Annotated in this window: 18 protein-coding genes; 9 read left to right on the forward strand and 9 right to left on the reverse strand. The window is 53.8% G+C overall.

Going from position 1 to position 21,752, the window contains the following annotated elements; all coding sequences use genetic code 11:
* Window positions 1-10 precede the first annotated feature (10 nt).
* The 5 genes from SH580_RS06840 to SH580_RS06860 all read right to left on the reverse strand — a co-directional run bounded on the left by SH580_RS06840 (window position 11) and on the right by SH580_RS06860 (window position 3,523).
* Complete coding sequence (locus SH580_RS06840) at window positions 11-901, reverse strand: ankyrin repeat domain-containing protein (RefSeq protein WP_319834269.1); 891 nt, start codon at window positions 899-901, stop codon at window positions 11-13.
* A 138-nt stretch (window positions 902-1,039) separates the two neighbouring features.
* Entirely contained in the window at window positions 1,040-1,603 is a 564-nt protein-coding gene (locus tag SH580_RS06845) for a LemA family protein (protein ID WP_319834270.1), read from the reverse strand.
* A 9-nt stretch (window positions 1,604-1,612) separates the two neighbouring features.
* Window positions 1,613-2,305: a hypothetical protein gene (locus SH580_RS06850; RefSeq protein WP_319834271.1), complete on the reverse strand. Its 693-nt coding sequence runs from the start codon at window positions 2,303-2,305 to the stop codon at window positions 1,613-1,615.
* A gap of 565 nt (window positions 2,306-2,870) precedes the next feature.
* Window positions 2,871-3,125, reverse strand: coding sequence for a GIY-YIG nuclease family protein (locus tag SH580_RS06855; RefSeq protein ID WP_319834272.1), 255 nt, complete (start codon window positions 3,123-3,125; stop codon window positions 2,871-2,873).
* On the reverse strand, window positions 3,122-3,523 hold the full coding sequence (locus SH580_RS06860; protein ID WP_319834273.1) for a YchJ family protein: 402 nt from the start codon (window positions 3,521-3,523) through the stop codon (window positions 3,122-3,124). Before SH580_RS06860 ends, SH580_RS06855 begins: the two co-directional genes overlap by 4 nt.
* A gap of 126 nt (window positions 3,524-3,649) precedes the next feature.
* On the opposite strand from SH580_RS06860, the gene SH580_RS06865 reads away from it, so the two are divergent.
* Window positions 3,650-4,135, forward strand: coding sequence for a hypothetical protein (locus SH580_RS06865; protein ID WP_319834274.1), 486 nt, complete (start codon window positions 3,650-3,652; stop codon window positions 4,133-4,135).
* Between the two features lie 11 nt (window positions 4,136-4,146).
* Here the strand turns inward: SH580_RS06865 and SH580_RS06870 are convergent, their stop codons facing one another.
* Both SH580_RS06870 and SH580_RS06875 read right to left on the reverse strand, forming a co-directional pair.
* Window positions 4,147-4,914 (reverse strand): peptidase associated/transthyretin-like domain-containing protein, encoded by a 768-nt coding sequence (locus tag SH580_RS06870; protein WP_319834275.1) that lies wholly within the window; start codon window positions 4,912-4,914, stop codon window positions 4,147-4,149.
* A complete protein-coding gene (locus tag SH580_RS06875) occupies window positions 4,911-6,188 on the reverse strand; it encodes a hypothetical protein (RefSeq protein ID WP_319834276.1) in 1,278 nt (425 codons plus the stop codon). Before SH580_RS06875 ends, SH580_RS06870 begins: the two co-directional genes overlap by 4 nt.
* 146 nt (window positions 6,189-6,334) lie before the next feature.
* On the opposite strand from SH580_RS06875, the gene SH580_RS06880 reads away from it, so the two are divergent.
* The 6 genes from SH580_RS06880 to SH580_RS06905 all read left to right on the forward strand — a co-directional run bounded on the left by SH580_RS06880 (window position 6,335) and on the right by SH580_RS06905 (window position 14,529).
* On the forward strand, window positions 6,335-8,971 hold the full coding sequence (locus SH580_RS06880) for a DEAD/DEAH box helicase (protein WP_319834277.1): 2,637 nt from the start codon (window positions 6,335-6,337) through the stop codon (window positions 8,969-8,971).
* Window positions 8,968-9,705: an SWIM zinc finger family protein gene (locus tag SH580_RS06885; RefSeq protein ID WP_319834278.1), complete on the forward strand. Its 738-nt coding sequence runs from the start codon at window positions 8,968-8,970 to the stop codon at window positions 9,703-9,705. Before SH580_RS06880 ends, SH580_RS06885 begins: the two co-directional genes overlap by 4 nt.
* 130 nt (window positions 9,706-9,835) lie before the next feature.
* Entirely contained in the window at window positions 9,836-11,272 is a 1,437-nt protein-coding gene (locus tag SH580_RS06890) for a nitronate monooxygenase (protein ID WP_319834279.1), read from the forward strand.
* Between the two features lie 115 nt (window positions 11,273-11,387).
* A complete protein-coding gene (locus SH580_RS06895) occupies window positions 11,388-12,563 on the forward strand; it encodes an SO_0444 family Cu/Zn efflux transporter (protein WP_319834280.1) in 1,176 nt (391 codons plus the stop codon).
* An 80-nt stretch (window positions 12,564-12,643) separates the two neighbouring features.
* Window positions 12,644-13,633, forward strand: a complete 990-nt coding sequence (locus SH580_RS06900) for a sodium:calcium symporter (RefSeq protein ID WP_319834281.1) — start codon at window positions 12,644-12,646, stop codon at window positions 13,631-13,633.
* Window positions 13,630-14,529: a PfkB family carbohydrate kinase gene (locus SH580_RS06905; protein WP_319834282.1), complete on the forward strand. Its 900-nt coding sequence runs from the start codon at window positions 13,630-13,632 to the stop codon at window positions 14,527-14,529. Before SH580_RS06900 ends, SH580_RS06905 begins: the two co-directional genes overlap by 4 nt.
* A 25-nt stretch (window positions 14,530-14,554) precedes the next feature.
* Here the strand turns inward: SH580_RS06905 and SH580_RS06910 are convergent, their stop codons facing one another.
* Together SH580_RS06910 and SH580_RS06915 are read right to left on the reverse strand one after the other, a co-directional pair.
* On the reverse strand, window positions 14,555-15,982 hold the full coding sequence (locus SH580_RS06910) for an alkaline phosphatase (RefSeq protein ID WP_319834283.1): 1,428 nt from the start codon (window positions 15,980-15,982) through the stop codon (window positions 14,555-14,557).
* A 130-nt stretch (window positions 15,983-16,112) separates the two neighbouring features.
* The gene (locus SH580_RS06915) at window positions 16,113-16,337 is read right to left on the reverse strand and encodes a hypothetical protein (protein WP_319834284.1); all 225 of its coding nucleotides are present in this window, start codon (window positions 16,335-16,337) and stop codon (window positions 16,113-16,115) included.
* A 190-nt stretch (window positions 16,338-16,527) separates the two neighbouring features.
* Here SH580_RS06915 and ppk1 point away from each other — a divergent pair, with 190 nt between their 5' ends.
* Both ppk1 and SH580_RS06925 read left to right on the forward strand, forming a co-directional pair.
* Window positions 16,528-18,690 (forward strand): polyphosphate kinase 1, encoded by a 2,163-nt coding sequence (gene ppk1 / locus SH580_RS06920; RefSeq protein WP_319834285.1) that lies wholly within the window; start codon window positions 16,528-16,530, stop codon window positions 18,688-18,690.
* Between the two features lie 97 nt (window positions 18,691-18,787).
* Window positions 18,788-20,641, forward strand: coding sequence for a DNA topoisomerase IV subunit B (locus SH580_RS06925; protein ID WP_319834286.1), 1,854 nt, complete (start codon window positions 18,788-18,790; stop codon window positions 20,639-20,641).
* Window positions 20,642-21,752 lie beyond the last annotated feature (1,111 nt).

Below are 21,752 nucleotides of genomic sequence, written 5' to 3' on the forward strand. Positions count from 1 at the left end.
AGTCATTCATCTACTTTGCCGATTTGAGTTTAGACTCCTTAAGCTCCTGCTTAAACAGCTTAAGAAAGTTCTTTGAGCGCCGCTCCAATTCACCCTGAGCAGTCTCGCCGCGCGTACTGGCCAACGATAAATCCACATCCGCCGCCAACAAAACACGAACCAGTTGACGGTATTCTCCACAGCTGTCCGCAGCCACGTGCAGTGGCGTGCGCCCCTGACTATCCTGAACATTAGGATTCGCCCCCGCAGCAAGGAGTAACTTCAAAATCTCCAACTCACTCTTAAGAATCGCCGCATAGATCGGCGTGCGCATTCGCTCATTCACATTACACGTATCGGGAGAAGCCCCTGCCGCCAACAATGCCTTCACCATCTCCAAATTCCCCAGCGAAGCTGCCTGATAGAGCGGCGTTCGCCCAAGAGGGTTATACACATCATCGACCGCCACCCCATCCAACTGAAGGGCCGCGACATTCCCCTCACGAATCGCGCTAAAAAGCGCATCCTCCAACAACGGCTCAAAGTAATTCCCAGAATAAACCTTTATCATTCGCTCCTCACTCTTCGCAACGGTGAGCCGTCCAGGCTCATAATCCAGAACGAGCCCCACATAGTGATCTTTCTTAACATTCGTCTTTGGTAAGCGGTGAAACTGCCCCTCACGCAATTCGTAGCTCGCATCATAAATAGTTGAAGTCCCCTCGTTTGAAGCCAGCTGGAAGCCCACCGTACGGTAAAGACCGGGAGAGGTCCTCCGATAACGAAAAAGTCGTTGATCACTGAGTGACGCACGCCGCACACCGGCGGCTTCCAGTTTCGGACTCAAACGTATTTCCAACATCCGCTGCGGGAATTTCAATGAATGCGCCACCCAAATGCCATCCTTCAGAGATGGCTCCACGGCTATTTGCTGTGGATCAAGCGTCGAGCAACCAAACTGATTAAGGCATGCAAAAATAAAAATGAAGGGTATTATTGGCGTAAAGACAGAGCGCATATCTAACGATTATTAATTTAGATACACGCAGTCAAACGAATATTAAAAGGACACTTTGACCGGCTCGCGCTCCACGGGATCAACCTCAAAGAACTCTTCCGCCTCCGCCGGAAAGCCAAACATATTGGCTACGATATTACTGGGAAAAGACTGCGCCTTGTTGCGGTAATCCCGCACGTTGCCGTTGTAAAAGCGACGCGCTGCTTGTATGCGGTCTTCGGTATTCACCAGCTCTGATTGCAGTTGGAGGAAATTTGTGTTCGCCTTGAGGTCGGGGTAATTCTCTGCTAGTGCAAAAAGACCATTCAGACTAGAAACCAGCAGCTTCTCAGTCGTCGCCTGCTGGCCGGGCGAACCGGTGTTGGCTCGGCACTGATTCCGCAACGCAATGACTTTTTCCAAGGTCTCGCTCTCGTGCTTGGCGTAGGCCTTCGTCGTTTTCACGAGGTTCGGGATCAAGTCGTAACGACGCTTCAATTCCGTATCGATATTGGCCCATGCATCACGGATATGGTTCCGAATCGCGACCAATCCATTGTAGGTAAGCACCAGATAGAGCAGTGGAATACCTAAGAAAACGGCGAGGACAATGAGCGTCGGAATCATAATACTATATTATTCGAAAAGATAGTTGGGCATGAGTGAGCGAATCTTCAACAAGCGATTTATATTCGGCCGTATCGCTTCAATTGAAAGCTTACCTCGAAAAGTCAGCGCCAAGGTATTGCCATCCACTTCGATAATCAAATCCTGCTGACCGAGCAAATAATCAATCATCTGTGCGTTGCAAAAATCGTACGCAAATTTTTTATCACGTGACTTCACTTTATAGCGCTTGGAAAACTCAAGCGACTCAAAGTCGATGTCATCAAAGCCCAGAGCTTGACCGATCTTAGAGAAAAAACCTTCGCGCTCGATATTCAGCTCAGGAAAGCTAACCGGTAGGCTCAAGGTAAAGATGGAAAAGTAATGGTGATGCGTGCTCCGGCGCCCCTTGCTATCACGAGAATACGTCTCGTAGTGGTAATCGAATACATGCACTCCCTGCCCCTCGATCTCGCCCGAGATTCGGTTGAAAACATAGCGACGGCTCCCATCATCCATGTTCTCCAAAAATCCATAACGTCGAGCAAAAGAGCTGTCCTTCTGTGGGTAGAAACGAAACCCCAAGTCCGACGCAATCCGTTCAAATGCCTCACGACGCTTCTTGGCCTGTAAATGCCCGAAATACGCGATCACTCCGACCAAGATGATAAATCCAATAAATAGTAAGATCTGTGGTTCCACCGAGATAGAAAGTAAAATCATAACGTGAATGACCAGATAAAACTCAAAATGACTGGAACCGTGAATTACGTGAATTTCCGTTAATTTAAAAGACGCATAGTTGATGCTACCTGGTACGATGCAGACGCTATTGGCATAGCGTCGCTACAACCAACGATCCCCCGACGACTCCCAACTGTAGCGATACCGCGCTAGCGGCGTCTCCGGAACTCGCTCACCGCAGACGCTATTAGCATAGCGTCGCTACACCCAACGATCCCCGACGACTCCCGACTGTAGCGATACCGCGCTAGCGGCGTCTCCGACACTTGCCCACCGCAGACGCTATTGGCATAGCGTCGCTACACCCAACGATCCCCGACGACTCCCGACTGTAGCGATGCCGCGCTAGCGGCGTCTCCGACACTTGCCCACCGCAGACGCTATTGGCATAGCGTCGCTACAACCAACGATCCCCCGACGACTCCCGACTGTAGCGATGCCGCGCTAGCGGCGTCTCCAGAACTCGCCCACAGCGACGCTATTAGCATAGCGTCGCTACAACCCTGACGATGCCTGACGCTCCCCAATGATACCGTGCTCGCGACTATTTAACTCCAACTAATTTCACCTTCTGCGCTTTTGTCAGACGCTTAATACGTCGTTCCTCAATGGTGGCTTCCGACCGCGTACCTATTTCTTTGGTATAGATCAATTCCAGTGGCGCGCGCCCACGTACGTATTTCGCTGACTTGGGACTGCCGCTCGCATGCTCTTCAAAACGCCGTGCCACATCGGTGGAAATTCCGGTGTAGAAAGAACCATCCCCACAGCGAATCATGTAGACCCACCACTGACTCACAGCGCTTGGTCGTCAATGACTCCATCCAAATAATACCATTGCCCGGCATGCCGCTTGAAACGCGACTTTTCGTGATGAATCGCACGCTGCCCCGCCTGCACGTAACTGGCCTTGAACTCGACTTTTCCAATTTTGTCGTTCTTGCCACCTTGAAAAGTGCTCACGACTTCCAAACCCATCCATTGAATACTTTCCGCAGTCGAGCGGTAGCCCGCAGCCAGGTCGGGCTGGCGCTCAGTGGGATGCGTGGTCGCGAGTAAATAATCGATTTCGCCTAATACATAAGCGGCGTAGCGCGAGCGCATCAACGCCTCCGCCGTAGGCGCAGTGCCAGGCTTCGCATGGTAGGCTTGGCAGCATAGGGAATATTCCAATCCACTCTCACAAGGGCATTTCATAGATCGCCGATAAAAAGCCTCCGAAATCTGAACCGCAATAATGAAGCGTTAAAAACACGTCCCGCTCCCCATCCTAAGTCTAAGTTTGGATTTACATCGAGTGACGATTCGGCATTACTGCGCCTCATGCGCCCTTTCTTTACCCTGATTCTAACTGCTGCTCTCTGCTTTGTCGCTGGCTATACGATCGGCAAAAAACACAAGCCCTACCCGATAGCTCCAGCCATTGAGCAAGCCGCAGCTGTGCCAGTAAGCGAGCCAGCGCCCATCCCCGCACCCATTCCGGAGACAAGACAACCAACAGCCCCCGAGGTGATCCCCCAAAAGCCCACCGAACCGGAACGATTTGCGGCCCGCGCACTACAAGCCGAGATTACCCTGACGGACTCCATCGCACGCTCGCTGGTCTGTGAACTACTCACCGCCACCGAAAAACACCTCAAAGTGCGTAGAAAATCAGATAACCGCATCGTCGAAGTGCCAGTCACCATGCTCAGCCAAGAGGATCAAGCCTTCGCCGCCTATTTATATAAAGTTGAACAGGAGAAACAGCTGCCGGCTTCGATCAGCGATGCGGATAAAATTTGGGACGAACTGCTTAAAGGGATGTAGGCTTTTGCCAATTATGGAGTTTGCGTGATTTGTAGACGCAAGAAGATCTGTGCCACGGAAGCTTCCAAACGAAGCGTCAATTCACTCGCATCGTCTGTTGTGATACTGGCTCCGCTGACTTCGCTCGGAGATTTCCAATCTTCATTCAAGTCTGTGGTCACCTGAATCAGATAACTCACATCCGTTGCTCCACTGCGCTTACTCACGCTGAAGACACGAGAACCATCCGGATTCGCCTCCAAACGGGGAAAGTTTTCGTGATCAATGCTGCTTGCGGACATGCCGGCCACCGCATACTCGATTAGATTCACAATGCCATCGTGGTCGTCATCATCATTGGCTGCACCAACTAATTCGTTCTCATAAGCCCACAAGGCATAGCCAGATAGAGCGACTGGTTGATAGTCAAACTTCGTATTCAAACCACCTGCGATCACAATCGATGTCGTAAAAGTCTCCAGCCCATCGCCAGAAAACGTCACCGTGTAGTTACCATCTTCGGACACCGGAATGGCATAGGCACCTGAGCTGGTGCTCAGGGTATAAAGAGCACTGCCTTCGACATCGATGCGCACGCCCCCGTAACCTTCATGCTCAGTATGATTGGTCACCGTGTAAAAGCCATCCTCATTGGTATCATTATAGACAAGTCCAGTGATATAAGTCACACCGCTCGCAATTCCTAAATCTTGAGTGACCAGCTGTGGTCCAACAGAGCCATTGCTGCCATTGACCACACCGATGCCCGCTTCGTTAAATGACGCGTTGTGGATATTCATACGGTGCCCCGCAGGATTCTGCATGCCCTGCCCCACGAAGTCTGCGTTATAATTAGCTGCCCCGGTGTCGACAGTATTTCCCCAGTCCACGTCAAAGCCCGCGTGCCCGTGCTCCACTGAATCCGCATAGGAATACACATTCTCGCCCGCGCCCCCGAGTAGCCGACTCGATTCAAACGCGTGCCAAAGCTATCACCCGCCTGAAAGGGCGCAATCGGATTACTCGAACTATCGTGCCCCTGAAATTGGTTTAGATACATATCTTGACTGTGCTTAGTCGCCGTCTCCATAAGAAGCGCGTTGAAGGCTAAAGGTTGCGCACTGGCCGCAAAATAGCCGTTGTTAATCGAGGTCTGAAACTGACTGATAATGTCGGATGGATTGACACTAAAGTAAGTGTACGCATTCGTCACATCCAGATCAGTCAAGGCCGCAAGACGCGCGGCTTCAGCCATCGCATCCGCACGCGAGCGATTGAGGAATTCCAAATACAGCACCTCATCGGGCGTGGGATCCCCAATCACCCACTCGGTTTTCTGTAGTTCACCACCGATCTGAATGTCATCGATCAACCAGCCGACATGAACACCAGAGCCATTGTAATAACTGCCAAACTCATAATCATAATAAAAGCGAATGCGGATCTGCTGATTCTCATATAGACTGCCCAGATCCACCTGTCTCAGCGTAAACACCCCTTCACCACTATCACTCAAACCGGCCTGCGAATAAATAGTATCCGGCCAGCTACTGCCTCCGTCATGCGAAACCTGCACTTTGGCAATTTGGCCACTAGCCGCATACTGCAAGCGAGATTGAAAAAATAACTGGGTATCCGCCAGCACGTCAATATCCACATCCAATTCAAACCAGTTGTCGTTAAAAGACGGATGAGCCAGATGAAAGGCGTAGCTCCCTTTCGCGACACGCTCCGACTGGATCAAGTCATAATCTGCATCACTAAAATCAGAAACATCCGTCAACCCATTCTCAGCACCTTCCTCCCAATGACTCACGCCCGCTCCGAAGAGTGCAGCCGATGGTGCATCCAATGGCTGCTCACTGCTTCGCACCTGACTCCTCGCAGAGAAATCTAACTCGTTCTCCCGCAAGTCAACCGGTGCCTCTGTAACAACGGGCACCTCCGGCTGGTAAAAGACAGGCGGCGGTGCCGCACGCTCCTGCGCCGTCAAAGCGAGTGAGGTGAATAGAAAAAGAAAACAACCCACTCCACCGAGGCGGAAACAACTCTTAATAAGCACGACTACTCGCATTCATAAGACGATGACCATTTTGATTCATTCGGCAAGCACTACCGCCTACCAGAAGCACCCATCCCCCATTTAATCAGCCTTCAGCGTCAATTCAGACTTTGCTTTGACATTAATTTCACCCAGAACTAAGGATACCCCGCATCCAGATGCATAGCCAACTAGAACTCACACCGCACGGAGTCGTCATCGCGCAGCGCCCCGTGGCGGCGTCACTCGAGGCCTTTAGCGACTCCGAGTCGGCCGGGCTGTTTCAGATTGCGGGACATAAACTCCCCAGCGACCTAGATGCCTCGGTCCATTTTTGGAAAGCCTTCACGGAATCTTTTATCCGCGCAATTTGTCACCTACCAGAGACAACAAGCACTACGGTCAATATTCCCGCCCCGGATCCAAGCACACTGACCGAGCGCATACTCACCGCGCCGCCCATGCGGGGGGCGGAATACCTCTCGAGCGACTGTCTATTGGCGATTTGGCAACGGCTGAACGACTGGGCCGCAGCGCAAATCGCCCGCGATGGGCTGGCTCCTTTTCTAGCCGAGCATGCGCCGCGCTGGGCACGTGTCGGGCGGGTCACCCTACACCTCGCCGAGAACAAGAGCGACCCCGAGTATCCTTTCGCATTTATGGCCTCCTACGCCTCGGGGCTCACTGCTTCGGGACAAGTGCAACAGCTCCCGCTCGGCAAAGCGCTGCAAGAATACGCAGGCGCGCAAGATAAGGGCGCACTGTTAAAGCTGCTCTCACCGCTACATGCGGCCGCGCAGCAGTGCGACTTCCTCAACGAATTAATCGAGACGGGCGACATTTTCCACCCGCTGGTCTGGCTACCGGAAGAGGCCTTCCGCTTTCTGAAAAATGCGCCCATCTACGAAGATGCAGGCCTGCTGGTGCGCCTACCGAACTGGTGGAAAAAGCGCGGCAAGCGGCCTCAAGTGAGCGCGACGCTGGGACAAAAAAAGCGCAGCTCCGTCGGCAAAGACGCGCTGTTGGATTTCAAATTGGAGGTCGTAATCGATGGCGTGCCACTCTCGGCAGCGGAAATAGAACAGCTGCTCGCCGGCGAAGATGGTCTGGTGCTATTGAGTGGGCAGTGGATCGAAGTCGACCGCGCCAAACTGCAGCAAGCCCTCGAGCACTGGCAGGCAGTCGCAGCACAAGGTGGCCTCTCCTTAATCGAGGGCATGCGTCTATTGGCAGGCGCGCCCGCCGACCTGAGTCCGGAAGCGGACAAGGAAGACAGCCAAGAATGGGCCTTCGCCCAGGCGGGCGACTGGCTTCAGAAAACACTTGATCAGTTACGCAATCCGGAGCGAACGGCACCACCTGAAACCTTGCAGGCCACCTTACGCCCCTATCAGGAAAAAGGGCTCAACTGGCTCTGGTTCTGTGCACAGACAGGTCTGGGTGCCTGCTTGGCCGACGACATGGGACTGGGAAAGACCATTCAAGTGCTGGCCGCCCTGCTGCGCAAACAGGCCGAGCTGCCCGACACGCCCCCGAGCCTACTGGTGGTTCCCGCCTCTCTGATTGGGAACTGGCAACGCGAAGCACAGAAATTTGCACCCTCGTTGCGAATCGGCGTCGCCCACCGCTCTTCCGCAGCCAGCGACACGATGCGACACTCCGCCGAAGGACTCGCCGACGGCGCATACGATTTGATCATCACCACCTACGGCATGCTCTCGCGCCTCGATTGGCTCAGCAAAGTCGCATGGCACTGGGTGGTATTGGACGAAGCGCAGGCAATTAAAAACCACAGCACACGTCAGAGCAAAGCCGTGCGCCAACTGCAGGCCCACGCGCGCTTCGCCCTCACCGGCACGCCGATCGAGAACCACCTCGGCGACCTCTGGTCACTCTTCGACTTCCTCAATCCCGGCCTGCTCGGCAACGCCAACCAATTTAAACGGTTCGCCAAATCCCTAGCTTCCGGCGACGGCGAGAACTACGCCCCGCTACGCCGGCTGGTGGCTCCGTATATTCTGCGTCGGCTCAAAACTGACAAAAGTATCATCAGCGACCTGCCCGATAAGACCGAGATGAAGGTCTTCTGCGGCCTCTCCACGAAGCAGGCCAAACTCTACCAGCAGACAGCCAAAACTTTAGAGACGGAACTCAAAAGCACCGAGGGCATCCAGCGCAAGGGCCTGGTGCTCGCTTACCTGATGCGCTTCAAGCAGATCTGCAACCACCCCGACCAACTCACTAAGACCGGCGATTACACGCCCAAAGACAGCGCAAAATTCACCCGACTCGCCGAGCTTTGCAGTGAGATTGAATCGCGCGGCGAAAAAGTTCTCATTTTCACACAGTTCAAAGAAATCACCGATCCACTCGAAGCCTGCTTGGCCGAGGTCTTCGGCCGCAACGGACTCATTCTGCATGGCGGCACCCCGATTACAGAGCGCCCAAGCATGGTCGAGCGCTTTCAACGCGAAGACGGCCCGCCCTTTTTCATACTCTCTCTCAAAGCCGGCGGCACGGGGCTCAATCTGACAGCTGCCTCACATGTCATTCACTTCGACCGCTGGTGGAACCCCGCCATTGAAAACCAGGCCACCGACCGCGCTTTTCGCATTGGCCAACGGCGCAACGTCTTGGTGCATAAGTTCATTACCACAGGCACGCTGGAAGAAAGAATCGACAAACTGATCTCTGGAAAACAAAACACTGCCAATCAGATCTTGACCAGCGGCAGTGCAGAAAAAGCATTCACTGATATGAACAACGATGAGCTAATGGACTTCGTCCGCCTCGACCTGAGCCAATCCCAATCATGAGCTGGGACGACGAATCCCCCCGCTATCTGAGCGTCGCAGAGCGCAAGCGCCTCGCGGCCCAAAAAGCGAAAGAACTGGCAGAAGAAGGCTACCAGCTAAAGCCCTTGGGCGAGCTCAAGAGCCGCCAAAAAATCGCCAGCAGCTTCTGGGGGCGCAGCTGGTGCCGCCATTTGGAGTCCTTTAGCGACTACGACAGCCGCCTGCCACGCGGCCGCAGCTACCTGCGCAACGGCGCCATTCTGCACCTCTCCATCGAGCCTGGCAGGATCGAAGCCATGGTGCACGGCTCCGAGCTCTACGAACTCAGCATCGAGATCGCCCCCCTGCCCCCCGAACAATGGACCGCGGTCAAGCAGGCCTGCCAAGGTAAGATCGCCAGCCTGATCGAATTGCTACAGGGCAAGCTATCCGACGAGATTATGCGCGTAGTGACCCATCCCGGCAGCGGGCTCTTCCCCCAGCCAGAGCAGATTCATTTCAACTGCAACTGCCCCGACTGGGCCGACATGTGCAAACACGTGGCCGCCGTGCTCTACGGCGTGGGCGCACGACTCGACGACTGCCCCGAGCTACTCTTCAAACTCCGGGGCGTCGATCAGAGCGAGCTGATCCACTTGGACAGCGCGCAATCAGGCATCGCGCGCGGAAGCCGCCGTTCTCGCCGCCGCACCTTGTCCGACGACGCCGTCAGCGATGTCTTCGGCCTGAGCGCGGAAGACCCAGAACTGGACTGATCACTCCACCCTGCCCCTAAAGCACGGTCAACTCGCCCACCTCGTAAAATATTAGAGAGGCCGCTTGCCTGATTGAATTTGGAACTTATAGTCGACGTAGTCTACTAAGGTCTCAAATACTAGATAAACTATGTTTCTTCCAAAAATAATTCAAGGCGGTATGGGTGCGGGTGTATCTGACTGGAAACTCGCAAATTCAGTTGCAGCCGCCGGACAACTAGGCGTGATCTCTGGCACAGCCTTAGACTCTGTCATGGTGCGACGTTTACAACTGGGTGACATTGGCGGTCACATGCGACGTGGCTTGGCCGCCTTCCCCGTGCCTGCAGTCGCCGAGCGCATTTTAGCCCGTTACTTTAGATCGGAAGCGGAACAAAACGATAAACCACTCCGTCTCATCTCGGGCTTCCGGATCGATCCCAACGAACATGTCGTGGACCTGGCGATCGCGGCGAACTTCGTCGAAGTTTTCCTCGCCAAAGAAGGGCACGATGGCCATGTCGGCGTGAATTATTTGGAAAAGATTCAACTGCCCAATTTGACCTCCATGTTTGGCGCCATGCTCGCGGGCGTGGACAACGTCCTGATGGGAGCCGGCATTCCTCGCACGATTCCTGGTATTTTGGACTCGCTAGCAGAGTGGAAGCCAGTGGAGATGCGTATCAACGTAGAAGACGCCGACAAAGAGGATGCTTACTATACCCGTTTCGATCCGCTCCAGTGGATTCGCTCTCACTTGCCACATTTCGAGCTGCCGCAGCTCAAGCGGCCCGATTTCTTTCCCATTATTTCCTCCAATGTATTAGCCCTCACTTTGGCTAAAAAATCGACGGGGAAAGTCAACGGCTTCATCGTCGAGCGCCACATCGCTGGCGGCCACAATGCGCCGCCACGCGGCGGCATGAAATTGGACGAAAATGACGAACCGATCTATGGCCCCAAGGACGAAGCCAACCTGGCTCAGCTCAGCAAGATGGGCATCCCCTTTTGGCTCGCAGGCGGCGGCTCCTCCGAAACGGGGCTAAAAGATGCATTGGCCGCTGGTGCGGCCGGCATCCAAGTCGGCACAGCCTTCGCCTATTGTGATGAGTCTGGCTTTGATGCATCCATCAAGAAACGTGTGCTCGAAAAAGTGAAAAACGGTGAAGCCAAGATATTCACCGACTCACGCGGCTCGCCGACAGGTTTCCCATTTAAAGTCGTCAACTTGGAGGGCACCCTCTTCGAGCCCGAGGTCTATGAATCGCGCAAGCGTATTTGCGACCTATGCTACCTGCGTCATCCTTACAAAAAAGCCGATGCCACCATCGGCTATCGCTGCCCCTCCGAACCGGTCAAAGACTACATCAAAAAGGGCGGCAAAGAAGAAGATACGGTCGGTCGCAAATGCCTGTGCAATGGCTTGATGGCAGCCATCGGCATGCCACAAAAATATAAAGACGGCGGCGAGGAGCCAGCCATGGTGACCAGTGGTGATGATGTCACCAAGCTCAGCCGTTTTGTGAATTGGGACACTATGAGTTACTCTTCACAGGATGTGATCAAAGAACTGCTCAGCCAGATATAGTCTGTCTGGATCTGACGCGGACGACGAGCAAGGAAACTCAAACGTGAATCCAATCAAGAATACAGATGAGCGCTGACTAGCTTCTGTTGCCTGATCTCTGATCTCTGACTCAAGGATGAATAACTTTATCACAAGTTTCGCCCGGAATACTTGGGACATGGTGGCCGAAATGGCCCCCTATCTATTGTTCGGCTTCGCCTTTGCGGGACTGCTGCATATCTTGATACGCAAGGACTTCGTGCAACATTGGCTGGGAAAACCTGGACTGGGCGGCGTCATCAAAGCCAGTGTGTTAGGTGTGCCGATGCCCCTGTGCTCCTGCGCAGTCATTCCAGTCGCCGCTTCCTTGCGCAAAAGTGGAGCCACTCGCGGGGCCACCGCCTCTTTCCTCAGCTCCACCCCGCAGACGGGCATCGACAGCATTCTGGCAACTTACGCCCTGCTCGGTGGACTCTTCACCATGGTGCGCATCGCTGTCGCCTTTGTAACAGGAATCGTAACGGGCTACATCATTGAGCTCTTTTGTAAAGATACGCCCAGCACCCCCGCCGCCTCAATAAAGCCTGTGGTGGTGCCGAACAGTGCAAATTTTGCCGCCCTCTCACTGGCGCCCCCCACGCACACCCCGACCATGGGACTGCCCACCGGCCCCTTAATCAGGACCGCCCCCGAAGACCAAACTGACACCACTGCCAAGCCAGACACATGTTGCTGCAGTCGCCCCGCTCCCAAGCGCAAGCCGATAGATGCACTCCGCTACGGCTTCGTCACCTTGCCCTCCGACTTAGCCACATCCTTGATCATCGGTCTAGTGCTGGCTGGCTTGATCACCACCCTGCTGCCGACCGACCTACTGAGTGGCTCCTTTAGCACTGGCCCGCTGGCCTTTTTACTCGCGACAGCGATCAGCCTACCACTCTACGTATGTGCGACCGCCTCCATCCCGATGGCCTATGCACTCATGGCAGCGGGGCTTTCGCCCGGCGCAGCCTTGGTATTTCTGATTGCAGGCCCTGCAACGAATACCGCCACCATCGTCACCGTATGGAAGATGCTCGGCCGGCGCGCCACCGCGATCTACCTACTCTGCCTCTTGCTGATCTCTTGGCTGGCTGGCTGGTTATTAAACTCTGCCCTCAAGCAAGATGCCGATGCCAGCGCCATGCACGCGCACGGCAGCATGCACCCCAGCCTCTGGCAACATGCCACCGGTATATTGCTGATCGGCTTGCTGGTTTTCTCGTATTGGAAAAGCCGCCAGCAGACCACAAAGTCTTGCTGTGCAGGCTAAGACCTAGGGGCTTCATTGATGAAGCCCCTGGAAATGAATAATTATTTGCGATTCACGTATCCACGACACAGCTTGGCGGATTGGAATATTTACACACAAAGATCGCTGAATTCGCGGGAGACTGGACTCCTTGGACTTTGCTTGCGCTCTATACTCTTAGCTCAGGGCTCATTCTGTGGCGTCTGCATGCGATGGCGCAACGCGGCCGCAGTAGTGCCGTCCTGAGTGCCGGTTTACTGCCCTATGCCACGGGATGGGGAAACCTATGCTTAGTCTGGCTGCTGCTCCGAATCGACGGCCCCACCGAAGCCATCCCCCTCAACCTATGGACAAATAATCTCACGAGTCTCAGCCTCATGCTGGCCTTACCCGCGCTCATCTGGGGGCTTAAACTCATTCCGGACTCACAAAGCAAAAAATCGTCGCCAGCATCCCCCGCAATCCGCGGCCCGTTCATACTGAATTGTGTCACGTTCATACTCTTAAGCCTGGCCACCTGGCAGCTGGGGCAAGATGGCGAGATCGATCGTAACGAAGGCTTCGCTCTACTAGGTCTATTTGCCCTGTGGCAATGCCTACAAATCTTTCAAGCGCTCAAACGAACACCTGCTGCAAGCACTGTAAGTATCCCTCTGAGCTTGCTCGATGGCCTACTCATTTTAGTCGGTGGCTTTATCAGCCTACTCGCCGTCGATGGTATCGTCACGACGCTCATGGCACAAGAAACAGGCTTCTTCAGCATCCTGCAGCTAGGCCTGCTCACGGGAGCACTCATGCTATTGCCCAATGCAATGCTAGCCTGGCACTACGCGCGCCAACAACGTGCGGACGCGGTCTACCACTCGCAACTGAGCGACGCTCATATCTGCATGCCGCTTTGCCTCGCTCTGTGCGCGATCTTCAAACCTCTGGCATTGCCGACTTTTTTACTAGACGGCCTGCTATTCCTATCCGCGCTCGCACTGGTGCACCTGCTCTGCCTACAACTACTCAAGGAATTACCCAAATTAGTGGCGGCCGGACTACTCGCCGTCTATGCGTATGCGCTCTTTATACAGTTTTCGCTATGACAACAAACTCCCCCATCATTGATGTGCTTTGCGTGGGCTACGCCTGTGTCGACATTAACTTCACAGCGCCCCACCACCCCGGAACGGACGAAAAAGTGCGTGCTTTGTCGATGCATAGCTGCGGTGGCGGCCCCGCCTCCAACGCGGCCGTGGCGATCGCACGCCTGGGAGGCAATGCCGCTTTTGCCGGCTATTTAGGCAGCGACGCTTTTGGTGAAGCCCACCTGCGAGAGCTGATCGAAGCAGGCGTCCAAAGCAGCGGCATCCATCGCGCCGCCGCCCCCACCCCAGTGGCTGCTGTCACCATTAAGCCAGACGGCCAACGCTCGATTATAGATTATCGTGCACCCAGTGCACTCGCCCCCGATGACAGCATAAGCCTGCACAGCAGCCCCGCCCGTGTCTTATTGGTCGATGGTCACCAACCACTCCTCTCATTAAAGCTGGTAGACGAGGCACGGAGTCTGGGCATACCCAGTGTGTTGGATGCCGGCTCGATTAACGACGGCACTCAACTGCTCTATAACAAGGTCGACTACTTGATCACTTCAGAGAAATTTGCCCGTCAGTTTAGTGGAGAAGACGCGCCACGCTCGGCACTGGCCTCACTGGACGGTGCGGCACCGTTCACCGCAGTGACTTGGGGCGCTGAGGGTGTTTATTGGCAAGATGAGGAGGGCCAGCACCACATGCCGGCCTTCGACATCGAAGCCGTCGACACCACCGGAGCAGGCGATGCCTTTCACGGCGCCTTCGCACTAGGACTCGCACAAGGCATGCCGCTACGCGAAAATCTCAGACGCGCCTGCGCCACCGCAGCTTTGACCTGCCTAAAAACAGGTGCACGCGACGCACTGCCGAAGCGACAGCAAGTGGACGCACTTTGCGGGCTGTGAATTTCACCCCGCACCGACTCAGAAGCTACGAGGTCTGAATGCCCAGTGACTTTGTTAGGATTCCAAACAGCTCATAATTTCGAACAAATGCAGGCACAGTCTCCGAACCGGGACCGAAGGCAAACAGCTCCACACACTCCGAAGTGTGATTCCCCGAAGTCCAACCGACTGCAGTCATCGCTTGAAGCTGCGCACCAAAGGCTTCGATAAAGGCGCCACTTAAATATTTCGCTTTTGCTTTAATCGCACGTTGAACGATGGCCGCCTGCTCGGGAGTCGCATCGATGCCGAAGGCCATTTTGACATACTTAGGATCAAACTTCTTTGCCTCCATCAGACGTGAATGCAGCCATTCGAAGCTGTATTTCAGTTGATTGATTCGGTCCAGTGCGGGGCCACTATCTTTATAACCAGCCCCCGCGCCGTTCAGCTGACAACCTGCGGTGCCATGATCTGTCGTAATCACCAACATCGTGTCTGGGTGCGCATCAATATACTCCAATGCAAGAGGAATGCAGGCATCAAACTCCAAAAACTCATGTAATATGGCTCCTGCATCATTGGCGTGCCCGGCATGATCCACACGCCCTCCTTCGACTTGTAGCACAAAACCATCTTTAGCCCGATCCAGCCGGGCTAACGCGACGCGAAACATATCGACCAAGCTAGGCGTGTCCTCGCGTGGCTGCTGATTTTCACGATCAATTGCATAAGGTATGTGACTCTTTGCAAATAAACCGATCAAAGGCCCCTGCCCCGCAGCGGCCTCGGTCAGCTCTGTGCGGTTTCTCACATACGTGTAGCCCTTATCCACAAAGCGTGGGATATATTGAATCACACTGCCATCTTCACGCTTCTGGGTGAAATGACGTGCCCCGCCACCGAGAATAACATCGACCTCGCGCTCTAAATATTGCTGAGCGATCTCATCTTCCATGTTACGTTCAGGCACATTGGCCGCAAAACCTGCCGGCGTGGCATGCGTGACACGACAAGTCGTCACCAGTCCAGTCGCCTTACCCGCCTCCTTCGCGTAGCTAAAGATAGGCTTCAGCGATTCCCCGGCTGCGTCTACATTGACCGCGCCGTTGTCAATGCGCTGACCACAGCCCCAGGAGCTGGCGGCCGCCGAAGAGTCCGTAACTGGCGAACTCGCCGAAGCAGTATCCTGATACGCACGCTGCAGATCTTCGCGTTCAAACAGCTGCATCCAATTTAATGGCGTCTGCTGGTGTCGCAATTTCCAATGGTGAGCCAGGCCCACAGTGCCATTAGACAAGCCATCCACCACTAGAAAAATGACGTTTTTTGCCTGTCCTGACGAGTGCTCCGCACCTCGCCCCGCAGTCGACGCTGAAGCGACCGCAGCAGAGCTCGATAAAAATGAAGCCGCACCAGCAAGTCCGGACAGTTTTAAAAATTGGCGACGAGAGGCTGGAGTTAAATTTTCCATGCCACAAGAGCTATCAGTAAAACGTCGCTGCGAAAGCCGGAAATTAAAATTATAGGCTTATTCACCAAAATATAAAAAACGCCGTCCCCGGAACAGGAACGACGTTGAAAGATCAGCGTGCTGCTGAAGACTAGTCACGGTAGCCTTCAATATTGCCAGACTTGTAACGCTCCATCAGTAGCCCCGACCCCGTCGAGCCCTCATATGCGGTCTTTTGCGTCGCACCGTCATTGCCCATGGTCGAAGAACCTGTAGCAGGCGCAGCTTCTTCAGTCATGGATGCGTTATCGTTCGACGCGCAGCCAGAAAAGAAGAGTGCAGCGATGAGAAGTGTAATAATGTGTGATAGTTTCATAATATATAATGAGTTGCAGTCTTACGCTCAGCCATTTTTTCAATGATTGCAACACTCTTGAGGTTTATTCTTCAATTCAATTAGGGTCTCGCCTAAAATATTGGGCAGGATTCTATGTTAAAAGTCAGCATGGAGACGGGCTCTGGCTTGCTTAAAGGCCTGAACCCACACATGGTCCCAAAATCTATAGATGATGAGCACAGCTAATACGACACACACACATCCCCGTTTTCCTTATTTTAACCGCGAACTGAGTTGGTTGGCCTTCAATCGGCGTGTGCTGGAACAAGCTGAGTCGACTGAATATCCACTGCTGGAAAGAATGAAGTTCCTGGCCTTCGTCAGCTCGAACCTCGACGAATTCTTCGAAATCCGGGTCGCAGGCCTACTCCAGCAAGTCAAATCCGGCGCAATCGAACGCGGTCCCGACGGTCTCGGCCCTAAAGAGCAAATTCGCCGTATCCATAGTATTTGTAAGCGTCTGGTCGCGGATCAGTACGATTGCTGGGAGCAGCAAATCGTCCCAGGTCTAAAGAAATCCGACATTTTATTCTCCAGTATCGACGAATTAACCCGCAACGAGAAGAAATGGGTGGAGACCTACTTCGAGGAACAGATCTTCCCCGTGCTCACACCACTGGCGATCGACCCCGCTCACCCATTCCCGCAGCTGACCAATAAGGCGCTCTACATTCTCGCCTCCATCGACGACCCAGAAACACGTATCATCGAGCGCATGATGGCGATCATTCCCATCCCTCGGGTGCTGCCCCGAATTATCAAAGTCGGCGTCACTCGCCGTGGTAAGCCCGAAGTTTATGTATTTCTCAGCGATATCGTGCAGCGCTTCATTAAGCGCCTGTTCCCTGGCTATCGTGTGACCTCCTCCGTGCCCTTCCGCATCACTCGCAACAGCGATCTCTATATCGACGAAGAAGAAGTCGAAAACCTCCTGCGCAAGATCGAAGAAGAATTAATGAACATGCACAAGGGAGCTGCCGTGCGTTTGGAGATCGCTAAAGGGGCCGATCCGGCACTCATGCAAGAGTTCCTCGAAGCGATCAAGCTACAGCCGGAAAACGTATACACCATCGAAGGCCCACTCAATTTCTTCCGCCTAATGAGCGCCTACGACCTAATCGATCGTCCTGACCTAAAATTCCCCCACCACACGCCCTACGTACCCAAGGAACTCGAGAATCCGGAACGCATCTTCGAGCAAATCGCAACCAAGGACATACTTCTGCACCATCCTTACGAGAGCTTTCAGCCCTTTATTGATTTTCTCAATCAAGCCGCACGCGATCCCCATGTGTTTGCCATCAAGCAGACTCTCTATCGCACATCGGGTGACTCTCCAATTATTAAAGCTCTCATCGATGCTTCCCGCCGCGGCAAGCAAGTCACCGTGCTGGTCGAAATCAAAGCACGCTTCGATGAAGCCAATAACATCCAATGGGCACGCCAGCTCGAAGATGTCGGCGTCCACGTGGTCTACGGCCTCGTCGGCCTCAAAACCCACTGTAAGACCTGCATGGTCGTTCGCCGCGAAGATACCATTCTACGTCGTTACGTCCACCTCGGCACCGGTAACTACAATCCCAAAACCGCCCGCCTCTACACCGATCTCAGCTTTTTTACATGTAAGGAAGACATCACCAGTGAGGTCGCCGGCCTCTTTAACACCCTCACCGGCTTCTCTCTCACTCCGAGTTTCAAGAAGCTTCTCGTCGCACCTTTCACCCTGCATAGTAACATGCAGAAACACATTCGCGCCGAAACGCGTAACGCCAAGGCAGGCAAGCCCGCACGCATCATTGTGCAGACCAATAGCCTCGTAGACCAAGAGACCATCGACAATCTTTACCGTGCCTCACAAGCCGGCGTAAAAATCGACCTCATCGTACGTGGCATTTGCAACCTGGTGCCGAACATCAAAGGCGTCAGCGACAACATCCGCGTACGCAGCATCCTCGGGCGCTACCTCGAGCACAGCCGAATCTTCTACTTCGAAAACAGCAGCGGCAACCAACCACATATTTTTGCCGGTAGCGCCGACTGGATGCCACGCAACTTCTACCGCCGCATCGAGGCCATCTTCCCAATCGAAGACCCCGATCATCGCGCCCGCATACTCGACCTGCTTGAAACCTATCTCAAAGATACGCGTAACGCCCGAATCCTGCGCTCCAACGGCTCCTATCATAAGCCCTCGCGTAAGAATGATGCCCAACTCTTCAGCGCTCAAGAAGCCTTCTTCAAGCATTTCGAAGCCAAACGCACTGCACAGGCCCAAGAACTGACCGAAGATCCTAAAATCATGCCAGTCACGGAAGTGATCGAGCCTGCATAAGCGCCCCGGCAGCTGCCTAGAATTGTCATCACCAGCGGCCCCAGCACTTCTGATTTTCACACTTTCAATTTCCGCCAACTTTCATATCCACAAATAAATGTCCGCCGAATATAACGAAGATAGTATCAAATCCCTCGACTGGAAACAACACATCCGCCTCCGCCCCGGTATGTACATCGGGAAACTGGGCGATGGTTCCTCCTCCGACGACGGTATTTATATCCTCCTCAAAGAAGTCATCGACAACTCGATCGATGAATTCGTGATGGGCAACGGCAAGGTGATCGAAGTCAACATCGATGGCACCCACGTCGCCGTCCGCGACTACGGACGCGGCATCCCCCTCGGCAAACTCAAAGACTGCGCTTCCAAAATCAACACCGGTGCGAAGTACGACTCCGAAGCTTTCAAAAAGTCTGTCGGCCTCAACGGCGTCGGTATCAAGGCCGTTAACGCCCTCTCTTCCGAATTCGAAATCCAAGCCTACCGCGACGGTAAAACTCGTTGCGTCAGCTTTTCACAAGGCGAAGTCGTCTCCGAAGATCTCAAAGACCGCGACGACAGCGAGTCTAAAGACGGCACCGCACTACGCTTCGACGCCGATCCAGAAATTTTCGGTGCCGTACGCTTCCGCGACGACTACGTCGAAAACATGCTCTGGAACTACGCCTATCTAAACAGTGGCCTGACCATCGTCTACAACGGCAAAAAATTTAAGTCCGACAAAGGCCTTCACGACCTACTGGACAATAAAATCGATGGCGAGCCCATGTATCCCATCATCCATCTCAAAGACACCGACATCGAGATCGCCTTCACCCACAACGATTCCTACGGCGAAGACTACTACTCCTTTGTCAACGGCCAGCACACCACCATGGGCGGCACCCACCTCGCCGCTTTCCGCGAGGCCTTAGCCAAGACCATCAAAGACTTTTATAAAAAGGACTTCGACGCCGTCGACATCCGCACCTCAATCTGCGCCGCAGTCAGCGTAAAAGTCGAAGAGCCCGTCTTTGAGTCACAGACCAAGACCAAACTCGGCTCCACCGACATGGGCCCCAAAGGTCCCACTGTCCGCACCTTCATGAGTAATTTCATGAAACAGGCGCTCGACAACTACCTACACCGCAATCCCGAAACCGCCGAAATTCTAGGTAAAAAAATTCAGGAGTCCGAACGTAACCGCAAGGAACTCAAAGGCATCCAAAAGCTCGCCCGCGAACGCGCACGCAAGGCCAAAGTGCACAATAAAAAACTGCGCGACTGCCGTATCCACCTCGACAGCAAAAAGGACGGCCGCCTCGACTCCACCCTCTTTATTACCGAGGGCGATTCCGCTTCCGGCTCCATCACCAAGGCGCGCGACGTCAACTCTCAGGCCGTCTTCTCACTAAAAGGCAAGCCGCTCAACTCCTTCGGACTGACGAAGAAAGTCGTCTACGAAAACGAAGAGTTCAACCTCTTGCAAGATGCACTCAACATCGAGAACGGCCTCGACGACTTACGCTACAACAACGTCGTCATTGCCACCGATGCCGACGTCGACGGCATGCACATCCGCCTGTTACTGATCACCTTCTTCCTCCAGTTCTTTCCCGAACTGATCAAACAAGGGCATCTGCATATTTTGCAAACACCCCTCTTCCGCGTGCGTAATAAGAAGGTCACCCGCTACTGCTATACCGACGAAGAGCGCCGCGCCGCGATGGAAGAGTGCAAACCCAAGCCAGAGATCACGCGCTTCAAAGGGCTCGGTGAAATTTCCCCCGACGAGTTTCAACACTTCATCGGCAAAAACATTCGCCTCGACCCCGTAATCATCCCCAAGGGCATGACGATTAAGGAAATGCTCACCTTCTACATGGGCAAAAACACACCCGAACGCCAAGAGTTCATCATCGACAACCTCAAGGTCGAAAAAGACGCAGCCGAAGCAATTCCTGCCTGATCCACCTGAACAGAAGACCTCGCTAGCGCGAGGTCGCTACAAAGTCCGAAGGTATCCTCGGTTCTATGAACCGGGGTCCGTTGCCGGAGACCAACATAATTCTTCGCGCAATGGTAAGAGCCTACCTTCAACATTGAAGCCACGATTCACCAGAAGACCTCGCTAGCGCGAGGTCACTACAAAGTCCGAGGGTATCCTCGGTTCTATGAACCGGGGCCGTTGCCGGAGACCAAAATAATTCTTCGCGCAATGGTAAGAGCCTACCTTCAACATTGAAGCCATGATTCGCCAGAAGACCTCGCTAGCGCGAGGTCGCTACAAAGTCCGACGGTATCCTCGGTTCTATGAACCGGGGTCCGTTGCCGGAGACCAACATAATTCTTCGCGCAATGGTAAGAGCCTACCTTCAACATTGAAGCCACGATTCACCAGAAGACCTCGCTAGCGCGAGGTCACTACAAAGTCCGAAGGTATCCTCGGTTCTATGAACCGGGGCCGTTGCCGGAGACCAAAATAATTCTTCGCGCAATGGTAAGAGCCTACCTTCAACATTGAAGCCGCGATTCACCCAAAGACCTCGCTAGCGCGAGGTCGCTACAAAGACCGAAGGTATCCTCGGTTCTATGAACCGGGGCCGTGCGGCCGGAGACCAACATGATTCTTCATGCAATGGTAAGAGCCAACCTTCAAAATTGAAGCCACGATTCGCCAAAAGACCTCGCTAGCGCGAGGTCGCGACAAAGTCCGAAGGTATCCTCGGTTCTATGAACCGGGGTCCTTTGCCGGAGACCTGCATGATTCTGGCAGAAGCGCCGCGCCAAACATAACGTTAATTAAACAAGAGTAACTCTTCCAACATTGAGGAAAGGTGACGACCTGTCTTGGCGTTTTGACAATGTCGCAGGGCTGTAACTGTGTTCCCGTAAATTTACATGTGAACGTTTGTTTTTTGTGCGTAAGCGACTTTGGATCGATTTCGCAGGGACCTCCCTGCCTCATTCAGGCAGCTCTAAATATAAAAATATAACTATACTACTGAACAGCTACGCATGCGCTACAAATCATTCATCTCTCATTCGAGCATCGATGCTTTTCCTGCCGGGAAAATTCG

This window comes from Coraliomargarita algicola (genome assembly GCF_033878955.1).
Classification (GTDB): Bacteria; Verrucomicrobiota; Verrucomicrobiia; order Opitutales; family Coraliomargaritaceae; genus Thalassobacterium; species Thalassobacterium algicola.